Annotated in this window: 21 protein-coding genes; 9 read left to right on the top strand and 12 right to left on the bottom strand. The window is 66.8% G+C overall.

Translation table 11 applies throughout. The annotated features are described in order from the left end of the window. Positions 1-15 precede the first annotated feature (15 nt). A complete protein-coding gene (locus ACW11F_RS08320) occupies positions 16-1134 on the top strand; it encodes a metal-dependent hydrolase (protein ID WP_456996385.1) in 1119 nt (372 codons plus the stop codon). Here the strand turns inward: ACW11F_RS08320 and dusB are convergent. After that, on the bottom strand, positions 1092-2078 hold the full coding sequence (dusB, locus tag ACW11F_RS08325) for a tRNA dihydrouridine synthase DusB (protein WP_456996386.1): 987 nt from the start codon (positions 2076-2078) through the stop codon (positions 1092-1094). The two genes, ACW11F_RS08320 and dusB, sit on opposite strands and share 43 nt — an antisense overlap. Before the next feature lie 225 nt (positions 2079-2303). On the opposite strand from dusB, the gene ACW11F_RS08330 reads away from it, so the two are divergent. Beyond that, positions 2304-2927, top strand: a complete 624-nt coding sequence (locus ACW11F_RS08330) for a hypothetical protein (protein WP_456996387.1) — start codon at positions 2304-2306, stop codon at positions 2925-2927. A gap of 130 nt (positions 2928-3057) precedes the next feature. On the opposite strand, the gene ACW11F_RS08335 is transcribed toward ACW11F_RS08330, so the two are convergent. The 4 genes from ACW11F_RS08335 to ACW11F_RS08350 all read right to left on the bottom strand — a co-directional run bounded on the left by ACW11F_RS08335 (position 3058) and on the right by ACW11F_RS08350 (position 6334). Continuing rightward, positions 3058-3393 carry a YegP family protein gene (locus ACW11F_RS08335; RefSeq protein WP_456996388.1) on the bottom strand — a complete coding sequence of 112 codons (336 nt, stop codon included), beginning with the start codon at positions 3391-3393 and terminating at the stop codon, positions 3058-3060. Between the two features lie 82 nt (positions 3394-3475). Continuing rightward, positions 3476-4423, bottom strand: coding sequence for a ribokinase (locus ACW11F_RS08340; RefSeq protein WP_456996389.1), 948 nt, complete (start codon positions 4421-4423; stop codon positions 3476-3478). Between the two features lies 1 nt (position 4424). After that, a complete protein-coding gene (locus ACW11F_RS08345) occupies positions 4425-5726 on the bottom strand; it encodes a NupC/NupG family nucleoside CNT transporter (RefSeq protein WP_456996390.1) in 1302 nt (433 codons plus the stop codon). 35 nt (positions 5727-5761) lie between these two features. Continuing rightward, on the bottom strand, positions 5762-6334 hold the full coding sequence (locus ACW11F_RS08350; RefSeq protein WP_456996391.1) for a TMEM165/GDT1 family protein: 573 nt from the start codon (positions 6332-6334) through the stop codon (positions 5762-5764). 271 nt (positions 6335-6605) lie between these two features. On the opposite strand from ACW11F_RS08350, the gene hemP reads away from it, so the two are divergent. Genes hemP through ACW11F_RS08370 form a run of 4 tightly spaced genes read left to right on the top strand, consistent with a single transcriptional unit; the run spans position 6606 to position 8832 of the window. Further along, positions 6606-6824: a hemin uptake protein HemP gene (hemP, locus tag ACW11F_RS08355; RefSeq protein ID WP_456996392.1), complete on the top strand. Its 219-nt coding sequence runs from the start codon at positions 6606-6608 to the stop codon at positions 6822-6824. Between the two features lie 7 nt (positions 6825-6831). Beyond that, entirely contained in the window at positions 6832-7362 is a 531-nt protein-coding gene (locus ACW11F_RS08360; protein ID WP_456996393.1) for a Hemin transport protein, read from the top strand. A 56-nt stretch (positions 7363-7418) separates the two neighbouring features. Next, positions 7419-8384 (top strand): SPFH domain-containing protein, encoded by a 966-nt coding sequence (locus tag ACW11F_RS08365; protein ID WP_456996394.1) that lies wholly within the window; start codon positions 7419-7421, stop codon positions 8382-8384. 13 nt (positions 8385-8397) lie between these two features. Further along, positions 8398-8832 (top strand): NfeD family protein, encoded by a 435-nt coding sequence (locus ACW11F_RS08370; protein ID WP_456996581.1) that lies wholly within the window; start codon positions 8398-8400, stop codon positions 8830-8832. Positions 8833-8864: 32 nt separating this feature from the next. On the opposite strand, the gene ACW11F_RS08375 is transcribed toward ACW11F_RS08370, so the two are convergent. Further along, positions 8865-9821, bottom strand: coding sequence for a c-type cytochrome (locus ACW11F_RS08375; protein WP_456996395.1), 957 nt, complete (start codon positions 9819-9821; stop codon positions 8865-8867). Continuing rightward, positions 9818-10474 (bottom strand): c-type cytochrome, encoded by a 657-nt coding sequence (locus ACW11F_RS08380; protein ID WP_456996396.1) that lies wholly within the window; start codon positions 10472-10474, stop codon positions 9818-9820. The genes ACW11F_RS08375 and ACW11F_RS08380 overlap by 4 nt, the downstream gene beginning before the upstream one ends. A gap of 148 nt (positions 10475-10622) precedes the next feature. Between ACW11F_RS08380 and gcvT the strand changes: the two genes are divergently transcribed. After that, on the top strand, positions 10623-11720 hold the full coding sequence (gene gcvT / locus ACW11F_RS08385; RefSeq protein WP_456996397.1) for a glycine cleavage system aminomethyltransferase GcvT: 1098 nt from the start codon (positions 10623-10625) through the stop codon (positions 11718-11720). Between the two features lie 76 nt (positions 11721-11796). Further along, the gene (gene gcvH, locus ACW11F_RS08390) at positions 11797-12192 is read left to right on the top strand and encodes a glycine cleavage system protein GcvH (RefSeq protein WP_456996398.1); all 396 of its coding nucleotides are present in this window, start codon (positions 11797-11799) and stop codon (positions 12190-12192) included. Positions 12193-12274: 82 nt separating this feature from the next. On the opposite strand, the gene ACW11F_RS08395 is transcribed toward gcvH, so the two are convergent. Next, a complete protein-coding gene (locus tag ACW11F_RS08395; protein ID WP_456996399.1) occupies positions 12275-12772 on the bottom strand; it encodes a hypothetical protein in 498 nt (165 codons plus the stop codon). A 135-nt stretch (positions 12773-12907) separates the two neighbouring features. Between ACW11F_RS08395 and ACW11F_RS08400 the strand changes: the two genes are divergently transcribed. After that, complete coding sequence (locus ACW11F_RS08400; protein ID WP_456996400.1) at positions 12908-13495, top strand: hypothetical protein; 588 nt, start codon at positions 12908-12910, stop codon at positions 13493-13495. Positions 13496-13651: 156 nt separating this feature from the next. On the opposite strand, the gene ACW11F_RS08405 is transcribed toward ACW11F_RS08400, so the two are convergent. The 4 genes from ACW11F_RS08405 to ACW11F_RS08420 all read right to left on the bottom strand — a co-directional run bounded on the left by ACW11F_RS08405 (position 13652) and on the right by ACW11F_RS08420 (position 19640). Next, positions 13652-14836 carry a serine hydrolase domain-containing protein gene (locus tag ACW11F_RS08405; protein ID WP_456996582.1) on the bottom strand — a complete coding sequence of 395 codons (1185 nt, stop codon included), beginning with the start codon at positions 14834-14836 and terminating at the stop codon, positions 13652-13654. A 342-nt stretch (positions 14837-15178) separates the two neighbouring features. Further along, positions 15179-17143 (bottom strand): AsmA family protein, encoded by a 1965-nt coding sequence (locus ACW11F_RS08410; protein WP_456996401.1) that lies wholly within the window; start codon positions 17141-17143, stop codon positions 15179-15181. A gap of 154 nt (positions 17144-17297) precedes the next feature. After that, positions 17298-17951, bottom strand: a complete 654-nt coding sequence (gene trhA, locus ACW11F_RS08415) for a PAQR family membrane homeostasis protein TrhA (protein WP_456996402.1) — start codon at positions 17949-17951, stop codon at positions 17298-17300. 93 nt (positions 17952-18044) lie between these two features. Then, on the bottom strand, positions 18045-19640 hold the full coding sequence (locus tag ACW11F_RS08420) for a peptide chain release factor 3 (RefSeq protein ID WP_456996403.1): 1596 nt from the start codon (positions 19638-19640) through the stop codon (positions 18045-18047). Between the last annotated feature and the right edge of the window lie 112 nt (positions 19641-19752).

Genomic DNA, 19752 nt, shown 5'->3' on the forward strand with positions numbered 1-19752 from the left:
TGAGATAATGCGGCGATGGATTCCCTGAGCCAGATCGTCTTGGGCGGCGCGGTGGCCGCCGCCATCGCCCCGGCCGGTCATCGCCGCGCGGCGCTGCTGGCCGGTGCCGCGCTGGGTACGCTGCCGGACCTGGACAGCATTCCCATCGCGCTGCTCACCGATGATCCGGTTGCGCGCATGACGCTGCACCGCGGGGCCAGCCACTCGCTGCTGGTGCTGCCGTGGGTGGCGCTTGCGATCTGGGCATGGTTTCGCAGCCGCGGCGGGCGCGTGGCCGAATCACCCGTGCGTTGGTTCTGGGCGATCCTGCTGGCGCTCGTCACCCATCCGCTGCTGGACGCGTTCACCGTCTACGGCACCCAGCTGTGGTGGCCCTCGACCTCGTCGCCGGTGATGTGGTCGAGCGTGTTCATCATCGACCCGCTGTACACGGTGTGGCTGCTGGCCGCCTGCATCGCCGCCTGGTGGTTGCGCGAGCGCCGCGCTGCGCAGCACTGGTTGCTGGCCGGGCTGCTGCTGAGCAGCGCCTATCTGGGCTGGTCGTTGCTGGCCAAGCAGCTGGTCGAGCGCGAAGCGGCCAAGTCGCTGGTGGCGATGGGTCTGGACGATGCGCGGATGCTGTCGGTGCCGATGCCGCTGAACACGCTGCTGTGGCGGGTGATCGCGATGACCCCAAACGGCCATGTCGAAGGCCAGTATTCGCTGTTGGCCGATCGTGGCCGGCCATTCCGCTTCGAAGCCTTCCCCGCCGATCAACAGGCGATGGCCGATGCCCTGCGCTTTCCCGCCGGGCAGCGCCTGCACTGGTTCACCCATGGTTTCCAGCGCGCCGAGGCCGTGGATGGGCAACTGGTGCTGCGCGACCTGCGCATGGGTGCGGAGCCGGAGTATTTCTTCAGCTTCGCCTTGGCGCAGCGCGATGCCGAGGGTGGCTGGCAGGCACTGGCACCGAGCGAGCAATTGCGTCCCGAGCTGAGCCGGAGCTTCGGCGAGCAGCTGCGGCAGACCTGGATGCGCATCCGGCAGCCGGACCTGGGCGAGGCGCAGGCGATGAACGGAGCGCCGCCCACGCCCGGTGCGGGCGTGACGGCTCAGGCGGCCAACGCCACGCCGGCGATCAGCGCATCGAAGTAATCGCGCGTGATTGCGTGCTGGTGGCGTGCGTCCTCGGCGCGGTTGACCAGCGCACGAAACGCGGCGTTCTCCGGGTGATCCTTGGCATACCAGCCCAGGTGCTTGCGCGCGATGCGCACGCCATTTTCCTCGCCATAGAACGCGTACAGCGCCTCCAGATGCGCCAGCAGGACATCGCGCACTTCGTCCAGCGCGGGCGGCGGCAGGTGTTCGCCATGCTCGAGAAAATGCGCGATCTCGCGGAAGATCCACGGCCGGCCCTGCGCGGCGCGACCGACCATCACCGCATCGCAGCCGGTGCGCGCGAGCACCTCACGTGCACGCTCGGGTGAGTCGATATCGCCATTGGCGATTACCGGGATGCGCAGTTCGGCCTTGATCGTTGCCACCGTGTCGTGTTCGGCCACGCCACGGTAGTGCTGGTCGCGGGTGCGGCCGTGCACGCTCAGCGCGGCGATGCCGGCGCTTTCGGCAACGCGGGCGATGGCCGGGGCATTGCGATGTCCGGCATCCCAGCCGGTGCGGATCTTCAGCGTCACCGGCACTTCGACCGCGGCCACCACCGCATCGAGGATGCGCCCGACCAGCGCTTCGTCGCGCATCAGCGCCGAGCCGGCCCACACGTTGCACACCTTCTTGGCCGGGCAGCCCATGTTGATGTCGATGATCTGCGCGCCCAGATCGACGTTGTGACGCGCGGCATGGGCCAGCTGCGCCGGGTCGGTGCCGGCGATCTGCACGCTGATCGGGTCCGGTTCGCCGGCGTGGTCCATGCGGTGCCGCGACTTGCTGGTGTTCCAGAAGCGCGGATCGCTGATGGTCATTTCCGACACCGCCAGGCCCGCGCCCATGCGCTTGCACAGCTGCCGGAACGGCTTGTCGGTCACGCCGGCCATCGGGGCCAGCACGACGCGCGGCTGGATCAGGTGCGGGCCGATGTGCATGCGCGGATTATCGATCAAACGCCGCTGCACGATGCCCCAAGCTGTTGTCGAGTCGTCGCCTGCTGGCCGTAAAACTGAATGAAGTCTGAGCAATGGACGTCATTGGCTGCAATTCGTCCGCGCTGCGGCTGTGTCCGTATCCGATTTCTGCATAGGCTTGCGCTGGGACTGAACAGTTCACGTTGGTGAGTTGTGCGTGACGGGCGGCCCATTCCCCCCACATCCATGGAAGATCCATTCATGAAAGTTTCCCTCTCCACTGCGCGTCCACGCGCGCTCATGGTTGCCCTGTGCGGCCTGCTGCCGTTGGCGGCACATGCGCAGGACCTGCGCCCGACCTACAACGAAGTGAGTTACATCGCCGGTCGTGACAAATCGGACTTGCGCACCAATGCCCTGTATGCGCGCATGGAAGTCAGCGACCGGATCCAGGTGCACGGCGCCGTGTACAAGCACAGGGCAAGCAGCACCAGCCACAAGATCGGCGAGTATGCCCTTGGTGTGGGCTATCGCCACCCGATCGCGGACAACCTGGACTTCCATGCGACGGTTTTCGGCTCCCACGTACGTGATCGCTGGAATCTCGACAGCGGGGATATTCGCGCCACGCGCACCGGTTACGTCGTGAAGGCAGGCGTCAAGTACCGGCCAACCGAGGCCTTCCAGATCGCGCCGACGGTCGGCTACTCGTCCGTAGGATCTTCGCGGTACCTGCAGGCCTATCGCACGCCGTTCATCGAGACGGAGATGTCCTACGATTTCAGTCGTCATTGGGGTGTCACCGGTGCCGTCTCCTTGCACAAGGGAGGCAACTGGGGGGTTCTCGCGGGACCGCGCTTCACCTGGTGAGGCGGAGGGTGATCGTGTCGATCACCAGCCCGCAGTGCGACAACGACAAGGCGCGCCCATGTGGCGCGCCTTGTCGTGATGCCCATCGTCCGCCATCGTCGCCCACAGGCGCCGATCGCGGGCAGTTCGTTCAAGCGGTGGTGTCGACCACGCTGGCGTCCGGCGCATTGGCCTTGACCGAGGCGATGCCGTTTTCGCAGGCGGCCTGGCCGGAATACATCTCGCTGTGGCCGATCACCTGCCCGTTGCCGGCCTTGAGCACGAAGTAGGGGCTGCCGTCCTTCGCGGTTTTGCGTTCGTAGAACTTGTCATCGGCGGCGTGCTTGCGCACCGATTCGATGCCGTTCTGGCAACCGGCCATCTGCGAGTAGCCCTCGCTGGTCAGGATCACCTGGCCATTGCCGGCCTTCAGATTGAACTGGAACTCGCCATTCTTGCGCTTGCTGATCTCGAACTTGCCGGCCATCGCCTGCTCCTTTGCGGTATCGGAAGCGTCATCGAAGGGAAGATGACCGATTCAGTCTAGACCCTGCCGTGGTGCGATGGCGTCAACCCGGCGTCAAACGCGGCATTGCGCTGGCGGCGCCGGCGGATTCGGTGGCGCGTGCCGCGTACAGACCGGCGAAGGCGATCAGTTCGGCGAACGGCGCCTGCGGGCGTGCCGCCCAAGCCGCGCACAGGGCGCCATTGAAGGCATCGCCGGCGCCGGTGGTGTCGACCACATGCGCCGGACTCGCGGGGACGCGCCGGCAGGGCGCGGCATCGCCATGCAGTCGCTGCGAAGCATGCGAGACGAAGCTGCCGGCTTCGCCCAGGGTGATCACCACGCTGCCGCCCGGATGCAGCTGGCGGCACAGCCGGTGCAGTTCGTCGTCCGTGCAGCCGGCGACCTCGGCGGCCGCGATGGTGATGTCCGCGTGCCGCGCAAGCAGGGCGGCGAACTCGGTTTCGTTCGGGGTCAGCACATCGGCCAAGGCCAGCAGCGTCGCCGTGGTCGCAGCATTGGCCGGGGCCGGGTTCAGCACCGTGCGCACGCCGGCTTCGCGCGCCATCGCGAGCGCGGCTTCGATCGCCGCCAGCGGTGATTCCAGTTGCACCAGCAGCACGTCGGCCCGGGTGATCGCGCTGGCCTGGCCGCGCACATGCGCCACGTCCAACGCCGCGTTCGCGCCGGCCCCGATGACGATGCTGTTGCGCCCGGCGGCATCGACGAAGATGCCCGCGGTCCCGGTCGGTGCGTCGGCTTCGAGCGCGTCCAGCACGATGCCGTCCTCATCGGCCAGGCGCCGCGCCAGCGCACCGCCGGCATCATCGCCGAGTGCGCAGACGAAATGCGTGCCGGCGCCCGCGCGGCGCGCCGCCACCGCCTGGTTGAAGCCCTTGCCGCCCGGGCCGCTGGCATACGTGCCGGCCAGCGTCGCGCCCGCCAGCGGCAGGGCATCGCAACGCCAGACGTGATCGACGTTGAACGAGCCGACCACCACCACGCGACCCATGTCAGGCAGCCAGGAAGTGCAGCACGCCGGCGATGGTCGCGGTCATCATGGTGGCGATCGAGCCACCGAGCACCGCGCGCAGGCCGAAGCGGGCGAGGTCCTGTCGGCGCTCCGGGGCGATGCCGCCAATGCCGCCGATCTGGATCGCGATCGAGCTGAAGTTGGCGAAGCCGCACAGCGCGTAGGCGGCGATCAGCCGGCCCTGCTCGCTCAGCGCGGCGGTACCGGCGACGCGCCCCGCATCGATGTCGGCCAAGCGCACGTAGGCGACGAATTCGTTCAGCACCACCTTGGTGCCGATCAGTCCGCCCACCGTGCTGGCATCCTGCCATGGCACGCCGATCACCCAGGCCAGCGGCGCCAGTGCCCAGCCCAGCAGGTTGGCCATGTCGGTGGGGCGGCCGAGCGCCTGCTGCAAGCCGGTGACTTCGCCGAGCCACACCAGCGGCGCATTGATCAGCGCGATCAGGGCGATGAAGGCGAGCAGCATCGCGCCGACGTTGAGCGCCAGCTTGAGTCCGTCCGAGGCGCCGGCGGCGGCGGCATCGATCACGTTGGTGGTGGTCTTTTCCACCTTGACCTCGACCTTGCCGAAGGTGGCCGGCTGGCCGGTTTCCGGCACCAGGATCTTGGCAATCACCAACGTCGCCGGCGCCGCCATGATGCTGGCGGTGATCAGGTGCTTGGCGTAGAACGCCTGCAGCACCGGATCGTTGCCGCCGAGCAGCATCACGTAGGCACCGAGCACGCCACCGGCAATGGTGGCCATGCCGCCGACCATCAGCGTCAGCAGTTCGGACTGCGTCATGCGCGAGACATAGGGCCGCACCACCAGCGGCGCCTCGGTCTGGCCGATGAAGGCATTGGCGCATACCGACAGCGTTTCCGCGCCCGATACCCGCATCACCCGGGTGATGATCCAGGCCATGCCCTGCACGATCTTCTGCATCACCCCCAGGTGGTAGAGCACGCTCATGAAGCTGGCGAAGAAGATGATCGTCGGCAGTACCTGGAAGGCGAACACGAAGCCGAACTTCGCCGGGTCGGTGAAGTCGCCGAAGATGAACTTCGCGCCCTCGGTGGTGAAGCCGAGCAGGCGCACGAAGCCCTGCGACAGCGCATTGAAGGTGCCCGCGCCCCATGGCGTGAGCAGCACGAAGCAGGCGATCAGGATCTGCAAGGCCAGCCCGGTGGCGACCAGGCGCCAGTCCACCCGGCGCTTGTTGTTGGAGAACAGCCAGGCGATCGCCAGCAGGACGGCGAGGCCGAACAGGCCGAAGCCGATGCGTGCAAGTGCTTCCATCTAGTCCGTTCCCAGAAACTGGCGATGCGCGCAGATTATCCGATGCCGCGCAGTGCCGCCCACAGGCCGAGCGCGAGGAATACCAGCGCCGCGGTGATGCGCGCCGCCTTCAGCGGCAGGCGTGCGGCAAACCGGCTGCCCAGCAGCACCACCGGCACGTTGGCCAGCAGCATGCCCAGCGTGGTGCCGGCGACCACCTGCCACAGCGGCGGATACTTCGCCGCCAGCAGCACGGTGGCGACCTGGGTCTTGTCACCGATTTCGGCGATGAAGAAGGCGATGGTGGTGGCGATGAAGGCACCGCGTGCCGGCAATGATTCGTTCTCGTCCAACGTGTCCGGCTTCAACGTCCACAGTGCGATGGCGATGAAGCTGGCTGCGACCACCCAGCGCAGCACCTCGGGCGTCAGCCATGCGGCAACCACGGTGCCGAGCCAACCGGCGAGCGCATGGTTGAGCAGGGTGGCCACCAGGATGCCCCAGATGATCGGCCACGGCTTGCGAAAACGTGCGGCCAGCAGCAGCGCCAGCAATTGCGTCTTGTCGCCGATTTCGGCCAGCGCCACGGTGCCGGTCGAGATCAGCGCGGGATAGAGTGAATGGTCCATCGAAGTTCCGGGGCCGGGTGAAGTCGACACGCGAAGACACGCAGCACGTCACCCGGCCCGGGCTGCGCGCTGCCTGCCTTCGGTCTTGCCCGGCCGGGTCAATGAACCTGGCCTGCGACGCCATGGCCAGCCGGCCAAGCATGTTGACGCCGCTCGCGGCCGCATGGCCGTGGGCTACTCCCCGAGGAGGTGGCGCAAGGATACGCGATGCTGCTTGCCATCATTGCAAATGCGAATTATTCTCATTAGCGACATCAATGAGGAAGCCACCATGTTCGATCTGCCGCTCGATTCCGTCGCGCCCGATGCCACCAGTGCGGCCGCCGTGCCAGCTGCCAGTGCGCATCCGCAGGTCGCGGCAGCTGCGCAATGCATCAGCATCAGCAGCGCAGCCTTGCTGCAGGGCGCGCGCGAAGTGCTGATCCGCCATGGCGATGCCTGCTATCGCCTGCGCCATACGCGCAATGACAAGTTGATCCTCACCAAGTAGGCCGCTGATGTGCAGGCAACGCCATTTCCCGCGTGCGCCGTTGCGCCGTGTGCCGTTGGCGGCACTGGCCGGTGTCGGCCCGATGCTGTGCCTGTACCCGGATGCCCGGCGCAGCGAGCTGGCCGCCTGGGCCAGCGCGTGCGAGGTGTGCGCCGAGAGCTGCGTGGATGTGGACGGCATACGCGAGAGCCTGCGCCTGCTCGATCAGGGCGGTGACTGCTGCCTGCGCCTGTTCCTGCTGCCCGACAGTGATTACCAGGCCTGGGAACAGCTGCGCGCCGGCTTGCCATGTGTTTCCAGCGAAGCGCGCCACCAGGCCTGTCGTGCCTGCAGCCTGATGCGACGTCGTTTCAACGACTGCTTCGGCGGCTGGCTGGGCGGAGCGGACTGGCGCGCCTCGGTACTGCGCATCGCCGACGGCGGGGATGGAGTCGCGACGCTGGCCTGGACCGGGCTGTCGGAAATCGGTCGCGGCATCGCCCGCCGCATCGCGCAGGCCGAAGGGGTCAGCGGCCCGGCGCTGGCACCACTGGCCTGAACATCGCCGGCCATCGTCTGTCCGTATACTCGGCGCATCCATAGGGGAGTACGCACATGCTTTCGGGTTCGATGTTGGCGATCGTTTTGCTGGTGGCCGGGGTGATCATCCTGTCCAAGACGGTGCGCATGGTGCCGCAGGGCTTCGAGTGGACGGTGGAGCGCTTCGGCAAGTACACCCACACCATGACCCCCGGCCTGCACTTCCTGATCCCGGTGGTGTACGGCGTCGGGCGCAAGGTCAACATGATGGAGCAGGTGCTGGACGTGCCCAGCCAGGACGTGATCACCAAGGACAACGCGGTGGTCAAGGTCGATGGCGTGGTGTTCTTCCAGGTGCTGGACGCGGCGAAGGCGGCCTACGAGGTTTCCAACCTGGAGATCGCGATGGTGGCGCTGGTGCAGACCAACATCCGTACGGTGATCGGTTCGATGGATCTGGACGAATCGCTGAGCCAGCGCGAAACCATCAATGCGCAGCTGCTGGACGTGGTGGATCTGGCGACCAATCCCTGGGGCGTGAAGGTGACCCGGATCGAGATCCGCGACATCCAGCCACCGCGCGACCTGGTCGATTCCATGGCCCGGCAGATGAAGGCCGAGCGCGAACGCCGCGCGGTGATCCTGGAAGCCGAAGGCCACCGGCAGTCGGAAATCCTGCGTGCCGAAGGCGACAAGCAGTCCGCCATCCTCAAGGCCGAAGGTGAAAAGGAAGCCGCCTACCGCGAAGCCGAAGCGCGCGAGCGTCTGGCCGAGGCCGAAGCCAGGGCCACCGAGCTGGTGTCCGACGCGATCGCCAAGGGCGACGTGCAGGCGATCAACTACTTCGTCGCGCAGAAGTACGTCGAAGCCTTCGAGAAGCTGGCCACCGCGCCGAACCAGAAGTTCGTGCTGATGCCGATGGAGTCCAGCGGCATCATCGGCTCCATCGCCGGCATTGCCGAACTGGCCAAGGACGCGCTGGGCAAGCAGACCGGCAGCCCCGCCGGCAACCGCCTGCCACCCTCGCGCCCGGGCATCTGAGAGCATGGACGGCATGCGTTGGGACGTGTTCGTGTGGGCCGCGGCGGCGCTGCTGCTGATGGCCGCCGAAACCCTGGTGCCGGGCGCGTTCCTGCTGTGGCTGGGCTTTGCCGCGGCGGCGGTGTTCCTGATCGTGCTGGTGCTGCCGGGCACCTCGCTGCTGCTGCAGGTGGCCGCGTTCGTGGTGCTCAGCTTCGTCAGCATCGCGGTGTACCGCAAATGGTTCCGCGGCCGCGAACGCCAAAGCGACCGGCCCACGCTGAACCAGCGCGCGGCGCATCACATCGGTCGCCAGGTGGTGCTGGAGCGGGCGATCGAGGGCGGCGTCGGCCGGGTCAAGATCGGTGATGCCTACTGGACAGTCAGCGGTCCGCCGTTGCCGGTCGGCAGCGTGGTGCGCGTGGTCGGCGTGGACGGCATGAACCTGGTGGTGGTGCCGGACGGTTGAGCCGTGAGCCGCGCGTCGGCGGCGCGCAAGGCTCAGCGTCGCGGCCGTGACGGAGCCGGCTTCGAGCCCAGCAGGTGGCCGTTGACGACGGTGCCGTAGGGTGAGGCATCGGTGTCGTGGAAACGCTTGCGCGTTTCGGCGACATCGCCGGTGAAGCGCGGGTCCTGCGGCCGTTCGTGGGCATTGATGTACAGCGCCACGTCCAGCGCCTGCTGATCGCTCAGGGTGCCGCCCAGGCCCAGCGGCATGTTGTACTTGATGAAGGCCGAGGCATTGTCCAGCTGGTGCATGCCGGCGCCCCAGTTGTAGGAGTTGGAACCCCACAGGGCCGGAAACACCTGACGGCCGCCGGCACGCTGGCCTTCGCCGTCGGCACCGTGGCAGACCGCGCAGTATTCGGTGTACACCTGCTCGCCGCGGGCATAGTCGGCCGGCTCGGCGGCCTTGATTTCGGCCTTGGGGTAGCCGGCACCGGGCATCCTGGTGCCCAGCGGCACGCCCTGTGACAGCCAGTAGGCATAGGTGGCGATGGCGCGCAGCTCCGGCGCATCCGCCGGCGGCATGGTGCCGTTCATGCTGTAGATGAAGCAGCCCTGGATGCGCGAGATGAAGTCATCCACGCCGTCGATCTTCTGCCGGTACTGCGGATACAGGTTGTAGGCGCCCCACAGCGGCGCCGAATTGGCCATGCGCCCGGCGTCGAGGTGGCAGTTCTGGCAGGACAGGTCGTTGCCGATCCACTTGGCGGCGTGTTTTGGCGTGTCCATGAAGATGTCGCGGCCCATGCGCACCATTTCGCCGAAGCGATCGTCGGGGATGCTGTCTTCGCTGGGCGGTTTCCAGTCGCCCTCATCGGTGCTGTCGGCGGTTGTCGTTGCTTGCGACGCGGTGTCTGGCGCCGGCGCGGGCGCGTCACTGCCCGATTTCTGGCAGCCGACCAGCAGCAGCAATGCGAGTGCCGCGGCCACGGGGTGCATGCGGATGTTCATCGCGCGCCCTCCGCAGTGCCCGGCAATGCGGCGAAGTAATGCGCCAATGCATTGATTTCATCGTCGCTGAGCTGGTCGGCGACATGCTTCATCAACCCGAGCGGATCATTCGCGCGCTCGCCCTTGCGCCACGCGTTCAAGGTGCTGATGGCGTAGCTGGCGTGCTGGCCCTGCAGGCGCGGAAAGCTGCTGCCCACGCCGATGCCCTCCGGGCCGTGGCAGGACTCGCAGGCCGGAATCTGTCGCGACCAGTCACCGCGCGTGGCCAAGCGCTCGGCCATGGCGCGTGCCTCGGGACTCAACGCTTCACCCGCTTCGGCGTCGCTCGCGTGCGGCGGCAGCGCGGCATAGAACGCGGTCGAGGCCTGCATGTCCTCATCGCTCAGGTTTTTGGCGATCGGCGTCATCGCGGTCTGCCCGCGACGATCCTGCGCGTGGTCATGCATCTGCTTGAGCATGTAGCCGCCATCGAGGCCGGCCAGACGCGGATAACCCACGGCCGGCATCCCGGCACCGTCGGCGCCATGGCAGGCGACGCAGGTCTGCACCACGTCGGGTACCTGCGCCGGCGACTGCGCCAGCACCGGCAAGGCGGCCAGCACCGCGAATGCGGCCCAGCGGGCATGGGTGGTCGAAGGTTTCGCGGCGGACATGGGGCCTCCTTCTGATACGGGCATGGCGGCCGGCACGGGACGGGCCATGCGCATCCGGTTGTACGCGCCAGCCTGCGCCTGGACAGGTCAACGCTGCGTGCAGGCAGGCGAAGCTGCGATAATCGATCCTTTCACCATCGAGGCCGCCATGACCCGCAAGACCCTTCTCAATGAACGCCATCGCGACCTGGGCGCGAAGATGGTCGACTTCGGCGGCTGGGACATGCCGATCCACTACGGCTCGCAGATCGACGAGCACCATCAGGTGCGCCGTGCCGCCGGCATGTTCGATGTTTCGCACATGAACGTGATCGACGTGCACGGCGCCGGCGCGCGTGATTTCCTGCGCCGGGTGCTGGCCAACAACATCGACAAGCTCAAGGCACCGGGCAAGGCGCTGTACAGCTGCATGCTCAACGAGCGAGGCGGCGTGATCGACGACCTGATCGTGTACTGGCTGGGCGATGAGCGCTTCCGCCTGGTGGCCAATGCCGCCACGCGTGACAAGGACCTTGCCTGGCTGCGTCGCCAGGGCGAAGGCTTCGATGTCGAGATCGTCGAACGCAAGGGTCTGGCGATCATCGCGGTGCAGGGCCCGCAGGCGCGCGGCAAGGTGATCGACCTGCTGGCCGAGGACGAGCGCGAGCGCATCACGCAACTGGCCAAGTTCAGCGCCAGCGATGCGCAGGCCGCCGATGGTGGCGAGTGGTTCATCGCACGCACCGGCTACACCGGCGAAGACGGCTTCGAGGTGGTCCTGGCCGAGGAGGGCGCGCTGGCGCTGTGGAACGCGTTGCTGGATGCCGGCGTCAAGCCGGCGGGCCTGGGCGCGCGCGACACGTTGCGCCTGGAAGCGGGCATGAATCTGTACGGCCAGGACATGGACGAGGACGTGTCGCCCTACGAGGCCGCGCTTGGCTGGACGGTATCGCTCGACGAAGGCCGCGATTTCATCGGCCGTGAAGCGATCCAGGCGCAGGCCAAGGCGCCGCCGCGGCGCATGATCGGCATCGTGATGGACGACAAGGGCGTGTTGCGCCACGGGCAGAAGGTGCTGAGCGAGGCCGGCGAGGGCGAGATCCTTTCCGGCACTTTCTCGCCGACGCTGGGCAAGGCGATCGGCTTTGCACGCATCCCGGCGGGCGAGGCCGGCGCACTGCGGGTGGACATCCGCGGGCGCGAAGTGCCGCTGCGCGCGGTCAAGTTCCCCTTCGTGCGCGATGGCAAGGCGCAGGACGGCATCTGAAGTGCTGTCGGCCCACGCCGGCAACGATTCCATCAGCTACGATTCGAACATTCCCATCCACTGCAACGGAGTTCCCATGAGCAGCGAAATCCCCGGTGATCTGAAGTTCCTCAAGTCCCACGAATGGGTTCGTGTCGAAGACGACGGGCGTGCCCGTGTCGGCATTTCCGATCACGCGCAAGGGCTGCTGGGCGATCTGGTCTATGTCGAACTGCCGGCGGTCGGTGATGAGCTCGAAGCAGGCAATGCCTGTGCCGTGGTGGAATCGGTGAAGGCCGCGTCCGACGTGTATGCACCGGTCAGCGGCAAGGTGGTCGAGATCAATGAAGCGCTGGCCGACACGCCCGAAACCATCAACGCGAGTGCGTTCGGCGATGGCTGGCTGTTCGTGCTGGAAATGAGCGATCCCGGCCAGGTCGACGGGCTGCTGTCGGCGGATGGCTATGCCGAGGTGATGGAAGACGACGCCTGACGCAACTGGTGAAAGTTTCGCCACTCGACGGCCGCCATCGCGCGGCCGTCCTGCTGTCCGCACGTCGGAAAGTTCGCGCAAATCACCTGTCGATCGGTGCATGCGCACACTCGGTGTGCAAAAGCCGCGAGCTCACCAACACGGGGTCACGTGCTCGCGTGCGCAGCGCAGCGCATGCCTGCGCAGTGTGGGTGACTGAACGTTGCGGTTTTTTCGATGCATGACAAAAACCCCTTGTTTCAAAGGCTGTCGCGACATCGACGCCGGCATGGTGCAGCCGCGTCGGGGTGCAATCGCTTGCATGCACACGCTGCAATCCGCGTTGCAATCGGCGTTGCCGGCGAGCGTCCACCATGCGTGCATCCGCACTTTTTGCGCACAGCATGTTGACAGTCAAAAAAAGCGTGTTTAGTTTTCGCGAAACGACAGGCGACTTCGAATTGTCAAACGTCATCGCGAATGCAGCGTGCCCGGGGGGTCCCGTGATTGCCCATTCCAAACGGAATCGGGCCAGCCGCATCGTCGCCGTCCTGCCACCTTCAACAGCCCGCGCCATTTCCGGCGCGGGCTTGTCGTTCATGCATGCCGCACGGCGGCATGCGCCACATCCGTCGCCGCGCATCGTGTGCGCGGCCGGTTCATCGCGGGTCCGACTCCCGCGGTGCGCAAAGCCTGGGCAGTTGTCGAAACAGTCCCAATGACGAGGAGCCATTCCATGGCCATGAAGAAAGCAGCAAAGAAGGCGCCGGCCAAGAAGGCGGCGAAGAAAACCGTGAAGAAGGCGACGGCGAAGAAGGCCGTGGCCAAGAAGGCCGTGAAGAAGCCTGCGGCCAAGAAGATCGCCAAGAAGACGGCGGTGAAGAAGGTCGCGAAGAAGGCGACGGCAAAGAAGGCGGTGAAGAAGACCGCGAAGAAGGCGACGGCAAAGAAGGCCGTGGCAAAGAAGGCGGTGAAGAAGACGGCGAAGAAGGCGACGGCGAAGAAGGCCGTGGCCAAGAAGGCCGTGAAGAAGACCGCGAAGAAGGCCACCGCGAAAAAGCCTGCAGCGAAAAAGGCAGTGAAGAAGGCCACGAAGAAGGTCGCCGCCAAGAAGGCGGTGAAGAAGACCGCGAAGAAGGCCACCGCGAAGAAGGCCGCCAGCAAGAAGGCACCGGCCCGGAAGGCGGTGAAGAAAGCGGCTGCCAAGAAGCCTGCCGCCAAGAAGGCGGTGAAGAAGCCCGCGGCGAAGAAGGCCGCGCGGAAACCGGCTGCACGCAAGAAGGCGCCGGCGGCGATGCCAGCGATGCCGAAGCCGATCATCTGATCGCGCATTCGGTCCGTCCGGCCCCACTGCGCCCAGGCAGGGGAGTCAGGACTTGGGTTCCGGTCGTTCGGATACCAAAAACCCGCGCCCAGGCGCGGGTTTTTCTTTGGCTTCGGACTGGCCCGCCGTTGCAGCAGCGGGTGCGGTGCGGTTTCCTCAGCGAGCGCCGTCGCCGGAACTGCCGACGGCTTCGAGCTCCTCGCTGCTGGCATAGCCGGGCATGCCTTCGAGCTTCAGCCATGCCACTTGCGGCAGGCCGATCGCGCTGTCGAGGATGGTCGGCAACAGGCCCGAGGGCAGGCTGCTCTCGCTGTTCCACAGGATCGCGACGCCAAGGTCGCGGTCGGGCAGCAGTGCCATCGCCGCGCGATAACCCTGCACCGCACCGCCGTGGAAATACATCGAGTGCCCGGCATAGTTGTATACCCGCCAGCCCATGCCGTAGCCGGCTGCGCTCAGGCGTTCGCGACGCCAGCTGGAGCTGCGCAGTTCGGTCGGGGTGTCGATGCGTGAAGCATGGATGCTGGAGAGCAGGCGTGGCGAGAGCACGTCCGGGCGATGGCCGGTCTGCGCGATCAGATACTGCGCCATGTCACGGATGCTGGCATTGACGCCGGCTGCCGGGGCCAGGCGGTAATAGGTGGGCTTGGGCATCAGCGAACGCCAGCCGCTGCCGGCGCGCACATGCGGCTTGGCCCAGCGCGGACTCTGCGTGATGCCTTCCAGGCCGAGGCTGGAATCGTGCATTCCCAGCGGCTTGAAGATGCGTGCCTGCACCTGATCGTCGTACAGGCGACCGGTGGCGGCGTGCACCACATCGCCGAACACGCTGAAGGCCACGTTCTGGTAGGAATAGCATTCGCCGGGACCGCAGCGCAGCGGCGCGCTGGCCAGCTTGCCGCGCACCGTCGGATAGCTGGCATAGGCCTCGATGTCGCGGTCGAACGCATTGCGCGGCAGGCCGGTGCTCTGGCTGAGGATGTTGGCGATGCTCAGGCGCGAGGTGTATTCGGGGCTCTTCAGGCGGAACGAAGGCACGTACCGCACCACCGGCTGCTGCCAGTCGATCGCGCCTTCATCCACCAGCATGCCGGCCAACGTGCCGGCGAAGGACTTCGACAGCGAGGCGAGGCGGAACACGGTGTGCGCATCCACCGGCTCGGGGCGTGCGGTATCGGTGACGCCATAGCCGCGCGCGGACAGCACCTGGCCGTTCTGCACGATGGCAACGGCAAGGCCGGGCACGCGCTGGTCGGCCACCAGATACTGCGCCATCGCCTCGAAGGTGCGCACATCGAACGGCATCGCGCCGCCGGGCATGACGGCCTGCGGCGGGGCCATGCCCTGTTCGCGTTCGCGCAGGAAACGGTCGAGCGGGGAGTCCTGGCGTACCACCTGCGGCATGGCGCCGGGTTGTTGCGCGTTGCCGGATGCAGGCCAGCGCAGATCACTCTGCGCCGAGATGCTGCTGGTGGCAGGCGCCAGCAACAGCACTGCGGTCAGCTTCAAGGCGGTCATGACGGGGCGACGATGGGCGTGCACGGCATCCCTCCCTTGTGAGGACAGGATGAATATAGAACGCCTTGCAGTTGAATGCATGAACAGGACGAAGAAGCAACGCCATGCGGTTGATTTGAATGACCTTTGTCAGGCTCGGCGCGGCAGGTTGCTGGCGCGCCGGCTTCAGCCCTCGCCGCAGTAGCGCTTGCCCTTGGCGCTGCCCAGGTCGGAGGTGGCGGCCAGGGCCGCCGCCGGCGCCGCCGCGCTGCCCAGCGCCACCGCGGCGGCAGCGCGCAGGCCCATGCGCGCATAGTCGGGGCGGATGCGTGGCTGAGTGAAGCTGCCTTCGACATGCAGCGGCGAGCGCAGCGAGAGCGGGCTGAACTTGCGCGTCTTCGGGCGCAGCACCAGATCGAGCTGCTCCTTGCCAAGATCGATCGTGCCCACGCCCACGATCACCGTCTCGCTGGTGTCGAATACCAGCTCGTTCGGCGTCATCACCCCGTCCTTGATGTTGAAATCGCCATAGGCGCAGCGGATCGGGATTTGCTCATCCTGCGTCAGTTTGATCTTGAGGATGCCGGCGAGGTCGATCGCGGCCATCTCCATCAACAACTTGCTGATGTGGCCGCGCCCCATGCCCACATCGGCCTCGCCATCGGCATGGCCGAGCATCGCGGCGATCGAGTTGCCATGGGTCCTGGCACGCACGTTGCCGGCCACCTTGCCGATGGCGTTCTCGCCGAGTTCGACCTTGGGCATCAGCTTGCCCAGGGTCAGGCCGGAGGCGTCGATGTCGGCGGTGGTGCGGATGGTGTCCTCGCGTGCATCCATGCGGATCTGTGAGCGGATGCGGCCATCGGCGACGCCGAAATCGAGCGGCGCCAGCGTCATCACGCCGGCCTCCAGCTCCAGGCGGGCGTCCATGTTGTCCACCGGCAGCACGCGGGTGAGGATGCGCGTGGCGCGCAGGCGCACCTGGGCATCCATCGCACGCAATTTGTCGAGGCGGTATTCCTCGCTCGGAAACAGCTTGCCGCGGGCGGCCTGACGCGCGGCCTGGGTTTTCTGCTGCGCGCTGCTGGTCTCGCCACCGCCGCTTTGCGGTGCGCCGCCGATGAAGCCGGCAAGGTCGTCGAGGTCGAGTCGGGTCGAGCGCAGGTCGGCGTCCAGGCGCGGGCGCGGCTCGCCGGTGGTGAAGTGGGCGAAGCCGCCGAGGTCGCTGTCGCCGACCTTGCCGCTGAAGTCGTCGTACTTCCAGGTGCTGCTGCTTGCCGAATGCACCACGCGGGTCAGACGCCCGTCCAGCACGTACGGCGGGGTCGGTGGCGCGGCGATGCCGAGCAGCGGGTACAGCGCCTCCATGCTGCTGCCGGCCAGCTCCAGTTGCAGGTCGAAGTCGCGCAGGCGCAGCGGGTCGAGCAGATCGCCGCGAACATGCGCACGCGTGGCACCGGCCACTGCGCGCACGTCGATGCGATACGGTGCTTCGCGGTCGGTCAGCGCCAGCGGCGATTCGCCACGGCCTTCCAGGGTGAAGGCATTGCCCTTCCAATGGCCCTTGCCCTTGACCTCGATCGGCGGGCCACTGTCATCCGCGCCCGGCGCGGTGCTGTCGACGCGGATGTCGATGTCGGTCTTGCCCTTGGCATTGACGAAGCGCAGCTCGCCACCCTCGACCCACAGCTGGCGGAACTCGGGTGTGTTGCCGCCCCCTTTGCGGCGTGACTTGAACACCCAGTTGCCTTCGCCCTCGGGGCCGGTTTCCAGCAGCAGGCGCGGGCGGGTCAGGCGCAGTTCGGGAATGCGCAATTCGTGCTTGAAGATCGCCGGCAGCAGCGGCAGGGTGAATTCCAGCCGTTCGCTGGAGGCCATCAGGGCCTCCTTCGACCACTCGGCATTGCCCAGGCGCAGACCGTCCACGCGGATTCGCGTGAGCCGCCCGAGCTTCACGTCGAGGTCGCCATCGATATGGAATTCACGGCCGGTGCTGGCGCTGACGAAACGCTCGACCGGGCGTTTGAACCAGTTCCAGTCCCACAGCAGGATCAATACCATGAGGCCCAGTGCGAGCAGGGCGAACACGCTGGCCAGCGGGTGCCTGCGTGGCCAGGCGAGCACGCGTTCGCCACGGGCTTTGTTCGTCATCGGGGTTTCGCGGTCGGCTTCCGCGGCGGGTTTTCGATCCTGGCTGGATGCCATCGACAAGCACGGGAATGGGCGTGGCTTCAGCTTTCACGCGCGCGGGTAAAACCGCGGTGAACTGCGTGCGGATTCGTTCAGGCTGCATGCGCCGAGCGGTTCAGCCGGCGGGCACCACCAGGGTCCACACCGCGATGAAATGGCAGCCGGTGCCTGCGATGCAGGCGAGGTGCCAGAGCGCGTGCGAATAGGTCATGCGGCGGTTGAGGTAGAACGCCGTGCCCAGCGTGTAGCACAGCCCGCCGGCCAGCAGCCAGCCGAACTGCCAGGTACTCAGGGCGGCCAGCACCGGTTTGGCATACAGCACCACCAGCCAGCCCATGGCGATGTAGGTCAGGGTGGACAGCAGGCGCAGGCGTCCGGTGAAGAACAGCTTGTAGACGATGCCGACCGCGGCGATGCTCCATACCGCGATGAACAGGGTCCAGCCCGTGCGTCCGCGCAGCACGGTGAGGGTGAACGGAGTGTAGGTGCCGGCGATCAGGATCAGGATCGCGCAGTGGTCGAGCACCTTGAGCCAGGCCCGACGTGCCGGGTGGCGCGCCGAGTGATAGGCGGTGGATGCTGCATACAGGGCAAGCATCGAGAGCGAGAACACGATTGCCGAGGCCAGTTGCCAGCCATCGCCTCCGGCGGTCAACGAGGCAATGATCATGGCCGTGCCGCCGACCAGGGCGAGCAGGCTGCCGACGGCATGGGTGAGCACGTTGGCGCGCTCTTCCTCTGGCGAGTACGCGGACGTATGGATGCTCATGGCCCGAGCATACACGCTTGCTGCACTGCCGCAACAGGCCGCCGATGATCAGTGCCCGCGGTGGCGTGCCGTGTCCGGCGTCGTGCCGCCGGATCAGCCGTGGGTCAGTTCGCGGGTGGCGAGGAAGCGCACGCTGTCGTGGGCGCGCTCCTCGGCCAGTTGCAGATTGACCCGGGTCGGTGCCAGGTACACCAGTTCGCCGGCGGCATCCAGCGCCAGGTGCGGCGCGTTCTTCTCGCGGAAGGTTTCGAGCTGCCGCGCGTCATCACATTCGATCCAGCGCGCGGTGGCGATGGTCACCGGCTCGAAGATCGCCTCCACGCCGTACTCGCTCTTCAGGCGATAGGCGGCGACATCGAACTGCAGCACGCCGACCGCGCCGAGGATCAGATCATTCGACATCAGCGGACGGAAGAATTGGGTCGCGCCTTCCTCCGACAATTGCGCCAGCCCCTTCTGCAGCTGCTTGAGCTTGAGCGGATCCTTCAGCCGCGCGCGGCGGAACAGTTCCGGTGCGAAGCTCGGGATGCCGGTGAAGGCCAGGTCCTCGCCCTCGCTGAAGCTGTCGCCGATCGCGATGGTGCCGTGGTTGTGGATGCCGATCACGTCGCCCGGCCAGGCGTCCTCGGCGATCTCGCGATCGCTGGCCATGAAGGTCAGCGCGTTGGCGAGCTTGATCTCCTTGCCACTGCGCGGATGGAACGCCTTCATGCCGGCGCTGAACTTGCCCGAGCACACGCGCATGAAGGCGACCCGGTCGCGGTGCTGCGGATCCATGTTGGCCTGGATCTTGAACACGAAGCCGGTCAGTCGCGATTCGGTCGGCGCCACCTCGCGGGTGGTGGTCTGGCGTGGCTGCGGCGGTGGCGCGTGCTGGACGAAGAAGTCCAGCAGCGGCTGCACGCCGAAGTTGTTGACCGCGGATCCGAAGAACACCGGTGCCTGCTCGCCGCGCAGGTAGGCGTCCTTGTCGAACGGATGGCTGGCGCCCTGCACCAGCTCCAGTTCGTCGCGCAGCTCGGCCAGCATGTCCGCGCCGATCGCCTGCTCCACGCCCGGCGCATCCAGCGACGGGAAGATGGTGGAATCCTGCCGCGTGTGGTTCTTGCCCGATTCGTACAGATGCACTTCACCGCTGAGCAGGTGCACCACGCCCTTCAGGCGCTTGCCCATGCCGATCGGCCAGGTCACCGGCGCGCACTGGATGCCGAGCACACTCTCGATTTCGTCCAGCAGTTCGATCGGCTCCTTGCCTTCGCGGTCGAGCTTGTTGATGAAGCTCATGATCGGCGTGTTGCGCAGGCGGCACACTTCCATCAGCTTGATGGTGCGCTCCTCCACGCCCTTGGCCACGTCGATCACCATCAGCGCACTGTCCACCGCGGTCAGCACGCGGTAGGTGTCCTCGCCGAAGTCGGCGTGGCCGGGGGTGTCGAGCAGGTTGACGATGTGCCCGGCGTAGGGGAACTGCATCACCGAGCTGGTCACCGAAATGCCGCGCTCCTGCTCCAGCGCCATCCAGTCCGAGGTGGCATGGCGCGCGGCCTTGCGGCCCTTGACCGAGCCGGCCATCTGGATCGCGCCGCCGAACAGCAGCAGTTTCTCGGTCAGCGTGGTCTTGCCCGCGTCGGGATGGGAAATGATGGCGAAGGTGCGCCGACGCGCGGCTTCTTGGGCGATGGTGGACATGCGCTGTGCGGGCAGGGCGCGACGGCGGGGCGCCGTGCGCGGAAAGGAAGCCGCGAATTATACGGGCAGGCCGTGCCCGGGCCGGAAGCGTGCGGCCTCGCGCATAATGCAG

Source organism: Luteimonas sp. e5 (assembly GCF_054031035.1).